Annotated in this window: 12 protein-coding genes; 1 reads left to right on the forward strand and 11 read right to left on the reverse strand. The window is 49.3% G+C overall.

Features of this window, described 5'->3' with window-relative positions:
- Nucleotides 1-18: 18 nt before the first annotated feature.
- The 3 genes from Q1L85_RS11770 to Q1L85_RS11780 all read right to left on the reverse strand — a co-directional run bounded on the left by Q1L85_RS11770 (nucleotide 19) and on the right by Q1L85_RS11780 (nucleotide 3,334).
- Nucleotides 19-1,251, reverse strand: a complete 1,233-nt coding sequence (locus Q1L85_RS11770; RefSeq protein WP_300426818.1) for an EAL domain-containing protein — start codon at nucleotides 1,249-1,251, stop codon at nucleotides 19-21.
- Between the two features lie 396 nt (nucleotides 1,252-1,647).
- The gene (locus Q1L85_RS11775; protein ID WP_300426820.1) at nucleotides 1,648-2,859 is read right to left on the reverse strand and encodes an EAL domain-containing protein; all 1,212 of its coding nucleotides are present in this window, start codon (nucleotides 2,857-2,859) and stop codon (nucleotides 1,648-1,650) included.
- 109 nt (nucleotides 2,860-2,968) lie between these two features.
- The gene (locus Q1L85_RS11780; protein WP_300426822.1) at nucleotides 2,969-3,334 is read right to left on the reverse strand and encodes a helix-turn-helix domain-containing protein; all 366 of its coding nucleotides are present in this window, start codon (nucleotides 3,332-3,334) and stop codon (nucleotides 2,969-2,971) included.
- A gap of 149 nt (nucleotides 3,335-3,483) precedes the next feature.
- Here Q1L85_RS11780 and Q1L85_RS11785 point away from each other — a divergent pair, with 149 nt between their 5' ends.
- Nucleotides 3,484-4,314 carry an SDR family oxidoreductase gene (locus Q1L85_RS11785; protein ID WP_300426824.1) on the forward strand — a complete coding sequence of 277 codons (831 nt, stop codon included), beginning with the start codon at nucleotides 3,484-3,486 and terminating at the stop codon, nucleotides 4,312-4,314.
- 76 nt (nucleotides 4,315-4,390) lie between these two features.
- Here Q1L85_RS11785 and fba read toward each other — a convergent pair whose 3' ends face one another.
- The 8 genes from fba to Q1L85_RS11825 all read right to left on the reverse strand — a co-directional run bounded on the left by fba (nucleotide 4,391) and on the right by Q1L85_RS11825 (nucleotide 15,472).
- On the reverse strand, nucleotides 4,391-5,455 hold the full coding sequence (gene fba, locus Q1L85_RS11790) for a class II fructose-bisphosphate aldolase (RefSeq protein WP_300426825.1): 1,065 nt from the start codon (nucleotides 5,453-5,455) through the stop codon (nucleotides 4,391-4,393).
- A gap of 778 nt (nucleotides 5,456-6,233) precedes the next feature.
- Nucleotides 6,234-6,536, reverse strand: coding sequence for an immunity protein Tsi6 family protein (locus Q1L85_RS11795; protein ID WP_300426826.1), 303 nt, complete (start codon nucleotides 6,534-6,536; stop codon nucleotides 6,234-6,236).
- A 336-nt stretch (nucleotides 6,537-6,872) separates the two neighbouring features.
- Complete coding sequence (locus tag Q1L85_RS11800) at nucleotides 6,873-7,163, reverse strand: ADP-ribosylglycohydrolase family protein (RefSeq protein WP_300426827.1); 291 nt, start codon at nucleotides 7,161-7,163, stop codon at nucleotides 6,873-6,875.
- Between the two features lie 170 nt (nucleotides 7,164-7,333).
- Complete coding sequence (locus Q1L85_RS11805; protein WP_300426828.1) at nucleotides 7,334-7,723, reverse strand: hypothetical protein; 390 nt, start codon at nucleotides 7,721-7,723, stop codon at nucleotides 7,334-7,336.
- 69 nt (nucleotides 7,724-7,792) lie between these two features.
- A complete protein-coding gene (locus tag Q1L85_RS11810; RefSeq protein WP_300426830.1) occupies nucleotides 7,793-8,287 on the reverse strand; it encodes a hypothetical protein in 495 nt (164 codons plus the stop codon).
- Between the two features lie 277 nt (nucleotides 8,288-8,564).
- The gene (locus tag Q1L85_RS11815; RefSeq protein ID WP_300433214.1) at nucleotides 8,565-8,960 is read right to left on the reverse strand and encodes a hypothetical protein; all 396 of its coding nucleotides are present in this window, start codon (nucleotides 8,958-8,960) and stop codon (nucleotides 8,565-8,567) included.
- A 429-nt stretch (nucleotides 8,961-9,389) separates the two neighbouring features.
- Nucleotides 9,390-14,081, reverse strand: a complete 4,692-nt coding sequence (locus tag Q1L85_RS11820; protein WP_300433216.1) for an RHS repeat-associated core domain-containing protein — start codon at nucleotides 14,079-14,081, stop codon at nucleotides 9,390-9,392.
- A 230-nt stretch (nucleotides 14,082-14,311) separates the two neighbouring features.
- The gene (locus tag Q1L85_RS11825) at nucleotides 14,312-15,472 is read right to left on the reverse strand and encodes a phosphoglycerate kinase (RefSeq protein WP_300425875.1); all 1,161 of its coding nucleotides are present in this window, start codon (nucleotides 15,470-15,472) and stop codon (nucleotides 14,312-14,314) included.
- Nucleotides 15,473-15,533 lie beyond the last annotated feature (61 nt).

Consider the following 15,533-nt stretch of genomic DNA (forward strand, 5'->3'; position numbering starts at 1 on the left):
TCAACTTCGGGGCAGGTACTACTTACGGAATGTATCTAAAGGCTGAGGCCGTGACAGAAGGTAACCCTGGCCACAGCAGACATTAAGGGTTTCGAGCTCGGCCAGTTCGGCTTCGGTTTCGATTCCCTCTGCCACCACCTTATAACCCTGCACCTGAGCAAACCCACGAAGTGCTGCAACAAGCGATTGTTTGTCTCTGTCCTGATCGATGTCCCGGATCAGGCTCATATCAAGCTTAAGCATATCCGGACTGAGAAGCAGGATGTGACGCATACTTGCGTAGCCAGCACCCGCATCGTCAATCGCCAGACGCATACCGGATTCCCGTAATGGGCGGAGCTTCTCATTGAGCAGATCGTAATCTGCGATTTCTTCGTGCTCTGTCAGCTCAAGAACAATGCGCTGACTCTCTTCTGGGGAATATATCCCGGTAATATCGCATGCCTCGAGAAACGCTGGCGTGACATTGATTGAGACATACGCATCTTCGGGCAGAACAGCAAGAGCATGGCGGGATTTCTCAATCACCCGCATTCCAATGGCTGCTGACAAACCGAGACGGTCAGCATCAATAAATAGCTGAGCGGGAGAAAGATCCAGATCCGTTGAGAGGCGGGCCAGAAGCTCAAACCCCTGGATACCCTTATCATGCAAGCCACAGATGGGTTGGGCATGCAGTAGTAATTCATCGCGCTCCAGCAGCCCAAGAATCATATCCTGACGCTTGCGGTTCTCTTCACTGCCCTTCCGCGCATCTTCTATCAGCGCAGCGATGACATCGGCAAAGACCCGCACCAGCAACAGGCTTTTATTGTTTAACTCAGGTTTTACTTCGCGGCTGAAAATACAGAAAGTTCCGAACGTGTGACCATCAGATAATACGACGGGCACGCTCACATGAGATTTCACAGGAATCAAAGAAAATTCTGGCACGAGATCCATCTCACCGCTGGCTGCGGTGTCAGGCACTAACTGACTGAGGCGGCCGTCGGCAATCATCTCGCAGAAACTGTCTTTCAGCGGTCCACAGCTGCCCGCAGACACCAGGTTGGCATCCCGCGCGCAATCAACAAACCTGAAAACCCGCTGGTCTTCATTGAATTCTGAAAGGAAACCGACTTCCATATCCAGACGGTCACGTACCGAGCGTATCAGGCTCGATATTGCCGTTTTCAAAGTCTCCGCACTCTGTGGAGACTGGTCATTGATCACCTCCGCGAGTTGCCTCGCGACATCGGGGTGTCTGTCCATCTTACGTTGCCCTCGGACTGTGTTACTGGAGAACTATAGCACTCTGTCGTAATTAAACATGTGCCACAAGCGCCCAATTCTTACCGAGACGAAGTCAGATCAAAAAATGGTGGATGGCGCAAAGAGTCAGCCGATGAGGCTAAAAGGGCTACAAATCACGACATTAGAGAGAAATTGCTCAGACTGTGGATGGCATAGTGTCCGAATACGACTGAAGTAGGGGGTTGTCGTGACATATTCGCGTCATTTTGTTGTCACATAAGCCGACTAGGACCGGCCAGAGAAACATCCCTCATGCCCATACAGCAATAACAAAAAAGCGCCACAGATATCATCTTGTCGCAAAATACCACATAAATGACCGGATAATTCCCCATCTGAACGGAACTTTCTGGCTCAGGAGAAATAAGGTCCCTGCCCAGTGCTGAGTCCGGCGTGAATCAGGTATTCTAAATCCCTATTATCGTCAATACCCTCAGCGAGAAGTTCACACCCCTGACTCCTCGCAAAAAGCAGTACCGCCTCAACAAGCGCCTGTTGATCACGATTTTCTGATACTCCCCTGATCAGACTGGAATCAAGCTTAATGAACTCGGGACGCAGTTGTAATATATGACGAAGGCTCGCATATCCAGCCCCTGCACCATCGACAGAAACCCGCATCCCCGCATCACGAAGTTCCTGAAGTCGCTGATTAATTTCCAGGTACCCGGATATCTGATCATGCTCCGAAAACTCAAGAACTACCCTTCGGCTCACTTCAGGGGAAAGCCATTCTGTAAAATCAAACTTCAGCAGCATGGCCGGTGTAATATTGATCACGAAATACGCAGAGCTCTCTAGGCGCGCGATCTCCGCTGACATGCTTTCCATCAGAACAACGCCGGTCATGCTGGATAACCCAAGCCGGTCCGCCTCACGAATCATGAGCTCTGCACAGCGCAGACTCCCGCCACTGTGGCTCAGCACCGGCTTCAGCTCGTAGCCCAGTACCTTCCTGGTATTCAGGTCGAGTATTGCCTGCGGCTCAAAAGTGAGCGCTTTCTCTGCAAATAACCCTGTAATTTCATGCCTGAGGTGTACCGATTGAGGGTCACTGTTCGAGGCTTTATCGACCAGCTCAGCAATAATGTCGGCAAATATCCTTACCATCGCCAGACTGCGATGATTCAATCCGGGAATCGCATAACGGCTGAACAGACAGAAGGTCCCGAAAACTGACCCATCTGACAGAGTTACAGGAACACTGATATGTGCTCCGACAGGCATCTCCTGCGTCGCTTTCAGTTTAGATGCGGCAGGATGTGCTCTGGCATCGGGCATAAGCTGAGGAAGCCGGCCGTCGATGACCCGCTGACAGAAGCTTTCTTCCAGAAAGTTAGCGTCTCCGGGATGAATCACAGACACTGACATAGCAGCGTCGACATAACGGAATACGCGCATACCACTGACCAGCTGCGAAACAAAACCGACTTCCATCCGGAGCTTTTCTCGCGCTGAACGAATCAGACTGGTAATCACCACAGCAATAGCCTGCTCACCTTTGAGAGCAAGACTGGCATCCAGCAAATCCGCCAGATTAACCGAATCATCGTTTAGCGACGCCATCCGAATGGCTCCAGATCAGACTTTACTGAAATATAGCACGCTGTCCCGATAGGAAAACCAGACAAACCTCAAACTGGCATTTCTTTTCTTAGTTATTACCTGCCAGCTATCATGGTGCTCGGTTATCGTACTCTGACTGAGCTGCGAGCACCGCATCCATATTATGTTCGGCCCAGTGAGCCAGCGCAGAGACACTCTCGTTCAGGGTGGTCCCGAGTTCCGACAGCGAATACTCAACGGTCACTGGAACGGTTGGAAATACCTCCCGTACCAACAGTCCATCCCGCTCCAGCTTTTTAAGTGTCTGCGACAATACCTTCTGTGAGATTCCTTTGATATCTCGCTTCAATTGATTGAAGCGCACCGGGCCTGACTGGAGCCGGTCGAGAATCAGCAATGCCCATTTATCCGCAAGCCGGTCCAGTACTAACCGCGTTGGGCAGCGGTTTTCGTATATATCGTAAGCAAATTCCAAGTGATAACTCCTCAGTCTGCATCTCACCCTGGGTTACCCAGAGGAAACCATGTTACGTAAAAGTGCCTTCTTACGTTCGAGTCTGCATGAGTATACATTACTCATATGGTTTCTTTTAGATACTTACTTAACCAATAGAGGATACTTCTATGACAAACGTACTCGTACTCGGCGCAACCGGCCATGTTGGCCAGCCATTGGTCAGCGCACTGCTGGAGAAGGGCGTCACTGTTAAAGCGGCTTCACGCTCAGGTAGAGATATCGGTGCAGCAAAGGGCGTCGTGTTTGATTATTTCGATCCGGCAACGATTGGTCCGGCCTTCGAAGGCATTGACGCTGCTTACGTCATGCTCGCTGGCGGCTATACCGGTGCCGACACACTGCTGCTACCCGTCATTGCCGCGGCAAAAGAACATGGTGTGAAAGTCGTGCTTCAGACCGCCTTCGGCGTGAACGCCGACGACAGCATCCCATACCGTAAAGTTGAACTGGCCTTAGAAGCCGCAGGTATTCCTTACGTGATCCTGCGTCCGAACTGGTTTATGGATAACTTCCATACCTTCTGGAAAGCTGGCATTGATCAGGGCGTCATTGCGTTGCCCGCAGGTGAAGGCAAATCAGCCTTTATTGATGTACGCGATATCGCAGCGGTCGCAGCTCGAGCCCTCACCAGCGATGCCTTCGATAACCAGGCGCTGGATCTCACCGGGCCCGAAGCACTGTCTTACGCGGAATCGGCAAGCATGATTAGTGAAGCAACCGGCAAAGCCGTCAGCTACAACGCCATCAGCGATGCAGACTTTATCGACGGCATGGTCGATGCCGGACTGCCGAAGGATTACGCCGAATTCCTGACCTCAATCTTCTATCCGGTCCGTGAAGGCTGGACGGCAACCGTAACCGATGCTGTTGAAAAGGTCACAGGCAATGCGCCACGTTCACTGGCACAGTACCTCGCAGATCATAAAACTGCGTTGTAACGCTCGTACCAGAGCTTTAGACCAAGCAATAAAAAAGGCGCCGAGGCGCCTCTTTCAGTTCAGATCGAAAGCCGGATTAACCGATCTTTGGATCCAGTGCACCGCTCTGGTACTTCTCAAACATATCGTCGAGAGAGATCGCTTTGATCTTAGAAGCGTTGCCCGCAGTACCGAACGCTTCGTAACGTGCGATACAGATCTCAGTCATCGCTTTCACAGATTCTTTCAGGTACTTACGTGGGTCAAACTCAGATGGGTTCTGAGCCATAAAGCGACGGATCGCACCAGTAGACGCCAGGCGCAGGTCGGTGTCGATGTTCACTTTACGAACGCCGTACTTAATACCTTCAACAATCTGCTCAACCGGCACACCGTAAGTTTCTGGAATCTCACCACCAAACTCGTTGATCACCGCCAGCCACTCCTGAGGCACAGAAGAAGAACCGTGCATCACCAGGTGAGTACCCGGAATACGCTTGTGGATCTCTTTGATACGGTCAATAGCCAGAATGTCACCCGTTGGTGGACGAGTGAACTTATAGGCACCGTGAGACGTACCGCAAGCAATCGCCAGCGCATCAACGCCAGTTTTCTTAACAAAGTCAGCCGCTTCTTCAGGGTCAGTCAGCATCTGGTCGTGAGACAGGATACCTTCCGCACCGATACCGTCTTCCTCACCGGCCTGACCGGTTTCCAGAGAACCCAGACAACCCAGCTCACCTTCTACCGATACGCCACACGCGTGAGCCATATCCACAGTGCGCTTAGTCACATCAACGTTGTACTCGTAGGAAGTCGGAGTTTTACCGTCTTCACCCAGAGAACCGTCCATCATTACCGAGCTGAAGCCCAGCTGGATAGAGCGCTGACATACCGCCGGAGAGGTGCCGTGATCCTGGTGCATACATACCGGGATATGCGGGAATTCTTCGATGGCAGCCAGAATCAGGTGGCGCAGAAACGGAGCACCTGCGTACTTACGAGCACCTGCAGAGGCCTGTACGATTACAGGAGAGTCCGTTTTGTCTGCCGCTTCCATGATGGCGCGCATCTGTTCGAGGTTGTTTACGTTGAACGCTGGTACGCCGTAGCCGAACTCGGCTGCGTGATCCAGCATCTGACGCATACTGATTAATGCCATGAGAGTTACCTTAACCGGTTTTGAAATCTGGGCGTATTCTAACCACTAAAGGATGGGATAGAAACCTCAGGGGAGGAATGTCGGGCGGCAAGGTGGTCAAAGAGCGGAAGCGCTACTGTGACACAGAGTCATTGAATCTGACCGTTCTTTTAAGATCGACGAGAGCTGCTGATATTGCGGCCCGCGAAATACGCCTGTACTGAAGTAATCCCTCACTCCGTATGATCATCAGGTGAGTCTGAGACGTTTACTCGCTTCCAATTCGAGATTTCCGCTGGGAAGACACAAAACGCCGACAGCAGTTGAATGTTCAACAATCAATTTGTTCTCGGTAAGTGTTAGGTTACAGAAGCCGGTCACGCTCGCTAACAGCCTAACTATGGCTATCTTCTGCGACATGCTTCCCCATGAAAATAACTATGGTATTCGCTCGCCTGACCAAGGCTATTGAATAATTTCCTTTAAATATATGGATAATATGATACTTAAACACTAACCCCCTCTACTAGATTCGCAAACCTCCCGTAGCATTCAAAAAGATTCTTATCGTCACTAAGATCGGTTTCCATGAATAGTCTGACTAATCTTACTCTTCCTAGTGGCTCATAATGATCCATAGATTGAATTTTTGAAAAATATGGCTTGAGTGATTCATATGCTTCGGGCGCAAAGCTACTTTTACTTGCCAAGAGCATCTTCTCTAAAGTTTTCGCTTCAAGCTTAAGCTTCTCTATACTTAACATTGCCCGTCTTCCGCTGCCGTCAGAATGATACCACTCTAATCGTCCCATACATTTTGCAAATTTTCGGTCACATCATCCAACTTGTCTTTCAAGACCTCCTCATCTGGCGAGGTCAAATTCCGGGAAGACACAATACCGTAATTGAAGGTTTTACCATTACCCAATTCTTTTACGGGGTTCTTTCTATTTTCGGCATGGGTCTTAATGAATTCGATCTGATTCTTTATAGATTCAACCCAAGGGTAAGAAGAACCTTGATTCTCAAATTTCTTTAGTTCTTCTAGGGCAGCTACCGCAGAGGATACCAGTAAATCGTACTTTTCATTGTAATCACTCATATAGATCTCACAATGCCAGCTGTAAACTAGCCAAAATTTCGAATCGGAGTTCAAAGGTATTGTCGGTGCCGCTCACGAAGTAAAATCTAAAATCACAAAATTCTGGGACGACTAACGAGAACGCAGGCGGGCTGCTGGCATTGCCGCCTGTAAATTGCGTCTTTCCTGAAGCAAAAAACCTAAGCCGCAACATCATCAGATACTCTGAGAATTTTACTCGCTTCCTATTCGTAATTTCTGTTCAAAACAACACAAAAAGTTGCCAGCACTTTAGTTTTCCATAAACTATTTTCTATCGGTAAGTTTTACGCTTCAGAAACCAGCCATTCTCTCTTACTATGACTGTCTCAGTAGTTCCAGTAGTTTCCTGAATGCGCCTTCCTTCCACCATTTTACGTAGAGTTCAATCTGATCCTGCAAATTAAACCCACGACTTCTCGTCAGACTGTGGGCCAGACATAGAAGCATACTGGAATCGTCAGTCCACTCTCCGGGCTGCAAATTGAATGGGCCACCACCGACGATATCGCTGATAGGATCGAATGTGCCTGGCTGTGTAAATTCGAGAGTCGTCCCTAAGGCGTCGCCAACCGCACAGCCGATCATTGCCCCTCGGGCTCTATCCAACAGAGTCCCCTGGCCGACTTCACTACCCACTATATTTTCAGACGAATGAGGAAACCATAGGCCTTGATTAGCGAGGTGCGTGATTCTTTCTTGGATACTGACGTTCGACAAAACCAATCCTGTTTATTTTAAATATTTGTAATTACTCTCAAGATAGATACAACGCAGCTTCATTTCAATGTCAGATCATCAAGCATTTCTTTAGATTTTACATGCCCGTTTGAGGATGAGATATTGGCCCACTTAATCGCTTCCTCTCGATCACCTTCTTCTAATAGATACAATGAGTAGTTGTATTGCAAGGTAGCATTACCAAGCTCAGAAGATATTTTCATCCAAAATAATCGTTCATTATTATTAACTTCCGAGAATGTATAGAATTCATACAATTTCACAGCACTATCTACGTCACCTTGCAATGCCCTATCCCGGCAAGCCAACAACTGCTGAGGGCTTAAATGAAACATTGATCCTGTCGAGACAGGTTCGCCTTGATGCTCCTTTGTCGCTTCAAATATTACCTCGTTTGCAGGCACAGGCTTTGGCGGTTCATATCCCATACACGTTATCCTCCGCTTTGCAGCACCACTGGAGACATCTATATATGTCTTAATAGTTGCCACTTCCCTTCAAGAGGTACGCGTCAGCCCAATATTCACAGCTGCCAAGATGGGAACTGAGGCGATCGCAAAAATGAATGGCGCATACCATGATATTTTATACGGATAATCTAAAATAATCGGAATTGAAATATACATAACAATAGGGACTAACCATTGAAGCCACGCAACACCCGAAGATGAAGAGGTCAAAAGCAACAAAACAAAAAATGCGGAAATATAATTAATAGACAAAAGCAATCTACTTTTAACAGAAATTTCAGAAATCATAAAAACAGAATAAATTGAGGATAAGTATAAAACACCAATAAAAATCAAGTAATCAACAACTTGAACACTTCTTTCAAAACCAACATAAAAAAGAGCCTCTCGAAACCAAAATTGTACGCCTGTCCGATAAAACTCAACTCCTGATAAAATAAAACCTTTCCATTGAAAAACAGAATCAGAAATAGATGCCAAAGGTGCCATAGCGAAAGAGAAAGATAAAATCTTATAAACCAAGGATGATCTCCTCCAAAGTTCGAACGTATCCTCAATATCCTTTAAAAGCCCCATAACGCTCCAAAACTCACTAAAAAACTCGCAACGACTGCTACATGCATCTAGAAACTAGGAGTAACCTTAAAAGACGGATTACTTTCAACAACAAAAACGAGATTATCAAAGGTAATATTCAACATCTTACTCGAGAACGAGCCAAGATCTAACTGTAACTCGCTTAGTAGTTTCCGGTGGAGCGTCCATATATGCCTTAGCAGTTATCTTCCGGATTTCAGATTTATCGGTAAATTCCTAGATAACTTCCCAGCAACGTCTCCTCTACAGGCACCAACTCGTACTGCTCAATCTCCCGCCATTCACTGCCAACATCTTTCCTGACCGGGTAAAAAAGAAGTGAAACACCCGTTTTAGACTTAAGATTCTTATTTATCCCTCTGTATTTGTATCCATCCAACTCTGGAATAGAAAATGAGTTACTAAGAATCCCATTTAAATCATAGAAATTTATAACCCCATCATCGAAAACTTCCACTACAACCTTGTTCATTGACTCTGAAAAAACTGCAGAAATAGGCTTGTAAAAATCAATCTCAACCTCCGATTCATCACAACTCCAAGCAACTGAGATAGGATCATAATCATCTGAATACTTCGGATAAGTAATCTTCGTCATTTCAAATAGGACTCACATCCACAACGTGTAAACAAGGGAAAGGAATATTCCCTGTAGTTACTATCTCGTCTCGTGAAAGCTCGTAATTCCACCATCACTATCTATAACGCAAACATAATTTGCACGAGGACATATAGACACAAGAACAATTGATCCTCGCTCACGATATACGTCACCAAAACATATAGCACCGTCATTCGACAATGGATTAATTATTCTCTTTCGCTCCGTCCCATCCGGGTTGAATATTATCGCATTATTTGGGCTAAATTCATTATCAGGTTCAACAACCACAATATAATCCCCGGCCCCTCCAATCTCAAAATAAACTTGGTAGTCGTATTTTTTTACAATCTTACGAGAGTTAAACTCCCACTCGATAGTCTTGCCTGAGTCAGTAGAAATACAGTTATCTATCATATTCACACCCTATTTAATTGGAGTTTCATCACCTACAAACTCAACAAATGGATTATTCCGATCATACTCCAGAACATCAATCTGAGATCCGCCGCCCGGATATACAACACCATCTTGAACTTGCGGGCCAACTGTACTCATTTGAGCTCGAACTGGGCGCTTAACCCTAACCGTCCGCACACCAGATATCTCCGCTTTAAAATCGGGAATAACAGCTAGTTCGTTTCGAACATAGTCAACATTTGGTATATTGTCTGTCGTACCGAATTTTCCGGGGGCTTTTTGCCCTGGAGATACAGCTTGATTGAAGGTAAATCCTTCAGGAAGAATATCACTAACAATTTCCGCACCTGGCATCTCGGGGGTCAATGAGTTTGGCGCCGGAAGCAACCTGGACGGATCAGTAATCGGCATCTCCTTACAACTCAACCCTAGCGGATCCACCCAAGTCACTGGGTTAGGCACATACAGGTAGTTATTATCCCCACCCAACAGCCCAATCGGGTCCTGGTTGATAAACCGGCCGCATTCCGGGTCGTAGTAACGGTGGCGGTTGTAGTGCAGGCCACTTTCTTCGTCGTAGTACTGCCCCTGGAATCGGAGGTTGTTCTCTACCTGCTGCACGGCGGCAAGCGCTAACGAGCCGTAGGCTTTGTATTGTGCGGTCCAGACCAGTTCGCCATTGGCGTTGGTGATTTCCTGTGGTGTGCCCAGGTGGTCAAGGTGGTAGTGGTTGATCTTACTACCTTGAACAAACGCCAGCGGCTTAAAGGTGCCAGGCTCGAAAACGTACACCTTGGTGGTGCCTTGCTGTTCAGCACTGATGCCTGCCGGTTGTTCACTCAGGAGTACGTCGTCATTCCAGTAGAATTCAGTACCGCCGGTGACGTTGCCTGATTCGTCTTTATTTACCTTACGGATACGGCGGCCCAGTGCGTCGTACTGATATTCAGTAATGCGCATGGTGTCGCCAATGGTTTTGGCTACGCCGGTTAGTCGGTTCTGATGGTCGTAGCGGTAACGCGTGGTCTGGCGGCCGTCTTTACCACGGCGTTCTTCAACGCGGTTGCCCTGGTCGTCGTAGCTGTAATGGCGGTCTCCCTGAAAATTAAGGCGGTTACCAGTGACCTGCCCACTACGGTTCTGGCCATTTACTTCGTCCGGTGAGCCAAGCAGGTTGCCCGCCGGGTCGTGTACAAACTGTTCTGGCTGCGGGCCACTGACCTCTATCAGGCGATCAATCTGATCGTAGTGATATTGGGTGCTGCCGCGCAATTGATCATCGATCTGGCTGATCTGCCCTGCTGCACTGTAGTGGTAGCTACGTTTGTTCAGTGGTTGCTGGTGACCGTCGGTGGCGCCCGCTTTCATCAGGGTCTGTTGTTGTAAACGCCCCTGCGGATCAAAACTCTGAGTTTGCTGTAAGCCATTACCTAACTGACGCAGCGCTTCGCGGCCCGCATCGTCGTGAGTGAAGCTGGCGATCAGCTGGTCATTCCAGTGAACCGATGCGGTCTGACCTAACGGATTAAAGCCGTAATGGATGGCATCACCACCCGGCAATTGCGTCGCACTGCGACGACCGGAGCTGTCGTAATTATGAATCAGCTCGTGCTTGTCCTGCATCGCACTGATCACCTGCCCCGTCGGGCTATACGCCCAGCTAAGCTGACGGTGCGGGTTATTGGCGCTGAGCAGTCGGCCTACCGGGTCGTAGCCGTATTCGGCAATCAGCTCGTTTACTTCTTTTCCTCGGCCCAGCTCCTGCCATTGAGACAGCAATTTACCTTCGGCATCACGACGGTAGGCAATACGGGTTACCGGCAGAATTTCGCTGTTAATGTAGCGGTATTCTTCGCTCTGAATCAGGTGACCCGCAATATTGTATTGGTAACGCTGTACCCGGCCATCGAAGCCAATTTCTTCGATCAGGCGTTCGTTGCCATCGTATTTCAGCTGGTAACGTTCGCCATTTTCGTTAGTTAAACCAACAAGGTTCCGCTCAGCATCGTAGTGGTAATTAAATGCCTGGCCGCTGGCGTCTACACGACGGCTGACCTGAGATAGCCAGTCGTATTCGTAGCGGGTGGTTCGACCCGTATGATCTGACACAGCCGCGAGCTGGCCATGTGGCGTGTACTGGTAATTGGTCTGGCTGCCGTCGCTGTTAGTTACCGCAATGCACTGACCTGCATCGTTATATTCAAAGTTCTGCGATTGCTGGTTCGGGTAAACCACCCGCGTAACCTGTCCACGTTCGTTGTAGGAGTAACGGGTATGCGAACCCAATGGATTGCGCACGGCAGTAATACGGCGGTGGTTATCCCAGACATAACTGGTTTTATTGCCGTCAGCATCTGTGACACCCGCAAGAAGCCCTTCTGGGGTGTAATCCATTCGCACGGAGCGCCCGGCTGGATCAGCGGTACTGATCAGACGGCCTTGCGCGTCGTATTTACGCTGCCATGTTGCTCCGGTCGGATCTTTGGCTTCGATTAATTGGCCAGTACCATTAACGCGGAAATTCTGCGTGTAACCCAGTTTATTGGTGTGGCTGATCAGGTGACCATTGTGGTTGTACTGGAACAGCTCTGTGTTGCCGGCCGGATCAGTCAGTTTGATCAGGTTACCGCTGCGGTCGTATTCGTAACGTGTTTCGTCGCCTTCTGGCTGACGAATCCAGACAGGCAAACCCAAGCGGTTAAATTTGTAAGAAAGGCGGCCACCACGGGAGTCGGTCGCATGGCTGGTGCGGTTATCCAGATCCCACTCGAATTTATAGTCGTAGACGTGCTCGCCATTAATTTTGTCGCCCCAGTTACGCAGGCAGCGTGCATCCGGACCGATATGCGTCCATTCGAAGTAATAACTGAAGCCAGACTTAAGCGTACGCTGTTGAATCAGGTGCTGCTCGTAGCGGAAGTGCTGGGTATGCCCCATTTCATCAAATGAGGTAATCAGATCTGAGCTTTCATTAAACTCATAGGCAACCTGACGGCTCACATATTGTGGGCGGCTTTCAGGGCGGAATACGCGATCTACGGCCGTTACATGACCTTTGTTATCGTGGGTCAGCTGTAACTCTTCGCCTTCAGAGGTCGTGATGCGCTTAACCAGATTATTCTGATATTCAAAATTCACCTGATGGCCGCTATTATCCGTCCAGCGCGTCACGCGATAGGTAGCGCGCGCAGCGCCTGAGGCAAAGTGGTAAGTAATGCCCTGGCCGTTGGCATTGGCTACCTGATATTCATCTTCTGCAGTGCGGGTCAGGATTAACTTTTCAGTTCTGTTGCGACAACTGCCGCCGACATTTACCGGGTTGAAATTAATGGATCGACCCTGGTCATCGAAGTACTGAATATCCTGTTGGCCTACAAATAAGCGGCGATTTAATGGTGAGCTCCAGCCATAGCCGAGGCCATTATTCTGTTTGAGATTGCTGCTGCGGTAGACACGTTTCCAGGTGAAAGGAATCGGGCCTGCCATTTCGAAGTCGACCAGTTCCAGTAATTCTTCACCGTTAACCATGCTGATCGGACAGCCATTGGTGCAGGTTTTACTGGCTTCGGTATGGCTTGCGCCTTCGGCATCCGGGGATGACTTCGCCGCCTCGGCATCGGCGTGGCTGCTTTTTCCGGAATTTGCGCCGTCGGTGTTTGTTTTATTGACCGCAACTGGACTCTGTTCCAGTTGTTTAAAGTCCGCTTTACCGGTTTTCGCCTTACGCTTTTTACCCTGCAATTTGAGCTTGCGGCTGACTTTAGCGAAATCACTTAATGAGTCACCGACTTTGCGGAATTTACGGATCAATGCCGTCTTGCTACCAACAGCAGCAACAACACCAACGCCGCCGGTCGCTGCTGCCAGAATTATCGTGAGGATGAGTTCAAATGCACCGGACCCCGCGACCTCGGTAACTTCAATTGCATGCTGAGCTTCGGCGTAGTCTTTAACAAAGCGATAGAGCATGTCACGCAAGGTTGGATCATCGAGCACCAGCTGCGCCATGGCGATGGCTTCGTCAATCTGTTGTTCGGTAATGGCAGTTGGATCAAAGCCCAGTACCTCCACCAACTCACGCTTCTGCGCTGTGAGCACACTGTCGCGGTATTTGTCGTAGAAACTATCGGACTCCCAACCTTCCTGAATGGCTTTCGCCTGCTGGTTGATGAGTAATACGGGATTAACAAGATCGCTGACTTCTTTCGCCCAGAGCACTGCTCCCCAAGCGGAACTGCCGATCCCCTGCATAAAGGCACCGGTATAAATCAGGCCTTTGGTGACCGCTCCTTCTTTGTCCATCTGGCGCTGGTGCATAGCAGCTTCGGCGCGTTCCCCCGCGATGATCTCAGTAAGCGCCTGTTGAATCTGAATACGCAGGATTGGTCGGGTATCCGCTACATCGTCATCCACGGCCAGCGCGGTATCGAGCTTTTCAACGGTCAGATAAGACCCGGCGACCGCAGTAGACAGTGCGTCTTTGGGTGGAAGAGGGAGATCAGGTATTTTGCTCAGAACATCGAACCAGAAGTGGTTGCCTGCTCCGGCTACAGATTGAAATGGAACATCACGGAAGATATCCGATGCGACTAAGGTGCTTCCGGCGCCGATATTCTCGGGATGAACATACCCGGGGCCAGCTCCTTTGGTGATCCGGTAGCGGTTTCCTTTGTCGTCTTCAAACTCATAGCCAGACATTGCTGATTCGTCCCTGATTTGTACAGGTGCTTAATGTAGCAATTTGTCCTCTCAGACTTAAGTAGAAATTACCGATATTGCTAAGCAGGTCCCGACTGCACAGAGCGTCACTTCAGCATCAGGGCGGTAGATGACGCAAACTGGCAAAGAGAGAACTCCCACTCTGATTGTCAGGCACAAAAAACCCCAGCCTGGCTGGGGTCTCCTGAGGTTAAGAAGGGAACCCTCTCTTACTTCGCGCGCTCTTCCAGAATCGCTACTGCTGGCAATACTTTGCCTTCAACGAATTCAAGGAATGCACCACCACCGGTAGAGATGTAAGACACCTGCTCAGCGATGTTGTACTTGTCTACTGCCGCGAGGGTGTCACCGCCACCTGCGATGGAGAAAGAGTCAGACGCAGCAATCGCCAGAGACAGCGCCTTGGTGCCTTCGCCGAACTGGTCGAATTCGAATACACCCACCGGGCCGTTCCAGATGATGGTTTTCGCTTCTTTCAACTGTTCAGCCAGTGCTTTGGCGGAATCCGGGCCGATGTCGAAGATCATGTCGTCGGCTTCTACTTCATCTGCAGACTTCAGAGTCGCTGCTGCGGTTTCGGAGAATTCTTTACCACACACAACGTCGGTTGGTACTGGAATAGAGACTTTTTCCATCAGCTTTTTCGCCGCTGGAATCAGGTCTTCTTCGTACAGTGACTTACCGACTGGCTTGCCTGCTGCCGCCAGGAAGGTGTTAGCGATACCACCGCCCACGATGATCTGATCACAGATGTCAGACAGGCTTTCGAGTACTTCCAGCTTGGTCGACACTTTAGAACCACCCACAATGGCGACCAGCGGGCGAGCTGGTTTATCCAGTGCTTTGCCGAGTGCATCGAGTTCTGCCGCCAGCAGAGGACCTGCACAGGCAACCGGTGCGAACTTAGCGACACCGTGAGTTGATGCCTGAGCGCGGTGTGCAGTACCGAAAGCGTCCATCACGAAGATATCGCACAGTTCGGCATAGGCTTTAGCCAGTTCGTCTTCGTCTTTCTTTTCGCCTTTGTTAAAGCGCACGTTATCGAGCAGTGCCAGTTCACCGTCAGCCAGTTCGATGCCAGCGCGGAAGTCTTTAACAACGTCGACGTCGCGACCCAGAAGGCCAGCGAGGTGATCAGCCACAGGCTGCATTGAGAATTCTTCAGCGTATTCGCCTTCGGTCGGACGACCCAGGTGAGACATCACAATGACTTTGGCACCGGCTTCAAGCGCGTGCTGAATGGTTGGCAGTGACGCGCGGATACGCACATCAGAAGTCACCTTGCCGTCTTTTACCGGCACGTTCAGGTCTTCGCGGATCAGAACCCGTTTTCCTTTCAGGTCCAGGTCGGTCATTTTCAAAACAGTCATAGTCATGTCCCAGATAATGGAGTCGTTTGTTTATCAGGCGTTGCGGATAAGCCTTCTTGAC

Origin of the sequence: uncultured Thalassolituus sp. (assembly GCF_950066645.1) — a bacterium.
Taxonomy (GTDB): domain Bacteria; phylum Pseudomonadota; class Gammaproteobacteria; order Pseudomonadales; family Oceanobacteraceae; genus Thalassolituus.